We start from the raw sequence: 1,337 nt of genomic DNA, 5'->3' as shown, positions 1-1,337 counted from the left end.
CAACCGGTCGCCGACTTCGACGACGCCGCCTCCTGGGTGTTCAGCGCTGCCCGTGCCACGGGCAGCGTCACCGGCACTCCGGCCGGCCGGGCGGGCGGCGGCCTCGCGCTCGGCTACGACTTCACCGGTTCGACGGCGACGAGGGCCGCCTACGCCGCGCCGCCCCGGCCGCTTGGCGTTCCGGGCGGCCCGCAGTCGTTCCGGCTGTGGATCGACGGTGACGGCATGGGCGCGTGGCCGACCCTGCACTTCGAGGACGCGACCGGCTCCGAGCAGTTGCTGCGCGGCCCGCACGTCACCTGGACGGGATGGCGGCAGGTGACGTTCACCGTCCCGCAGGGCGCGGCGATGCCGTGGACGTTCCAGCGCTTCTACCTGGTCGAGACGGTGGCCACCCGGCAGTACACCGGGCGGGTCGTCGTCGACGGCCTGACCGCACAGGTACCGCCGCCCGTCGCCCTGCCGGATCCGGCGCCCCGGACCGATCCGCTGATCGGCACGGCCGCCGCGGTCCAGGGCAGGCGGTGGCGGTTCGCGTTCATGTCGGACGCGCAGTTCGTCGCCCGGGACCCGGGCAGTGCGACCGTGGCGCGGGCCCGGCGGACCCTGCGTGAGATCAGGGCGGCGCGCCCCGACTTCGTGGTGGTGGGTGGTGACCTCGTCGACGAGGGCTCACCCGCGGATCTGGCGTTCGCCCGCCGGGTCCTCACCGAGGAGCTCGGAGAGGACCTCCCCTGGTACTACGTGCCGGGCAACCACGAGGTCATGGGCGGCGGCATCGAGCACTTCACCGCCGAGTTCGGCCCCGCCCACCGGGTGTTCGACCATCGCGGCACGCGTTTCCTGACGTTGGACACCTCCGCTCTCGGTCTGCGGGGCAGCGGCGTCGGCCAGGTGCGGTGGCTGCGGCAGCAGCTTGAGTCGGCCGCGACGGACGCCTCGGTCGGCGCCGTGCTGGTGGTGGCGCATGTGCCTCCGAGGGACCCCACCGTCCAGCGCGCGAGTCAGCTCGTCGACCGGCGGGAGGCCGCGTACCTGGAGCGCCGGTTGGCCGAGTTCCACCGGGTGTCGGGCAAGGGCGTGGGCTTTCTCGGCGGCCATGTGGGCGCGTTCAGCGCCGACCGGGTCGACGGGGTGCCCTACTTCGTCAACGGCAACTCCGGCAAGGACCCGGCGGTGCCGCCGGGCGAGGGCGGGTTCACCGGCTGGTCGCTCGTCGGCGTGGACCCGGTGACGCCCGCCGAGCAGGCCGCCGCCCTGCACCGGCCGTGGCGGGGCCAGTCCGGATGGTTCTCCGTGCAGACCCGGCCGCACGTCGACGGTCTGGCGCTGCGGGC

Annotated in this window: 1 protein-coding gene; it reads left to right on the top strand. The window is 74.5% G+C overall.

Features of this window, described 5'->3' with window-relative positions; translation table 11 throughout:
• The coding region (locus tag ACYVE9_RS27140) for a metallophosphoesterase family protein (RefSeq protein WP_461030537.1) at nucleotides 1-1,337 on the top strand (1,337 nt) is incomplete at both ends.

Source organism: Streptomyces sparsus, assembly GCF_054776295.1.
This window is presented reverse-complemented; position numbering and strand designations above follow the sequence as displayed.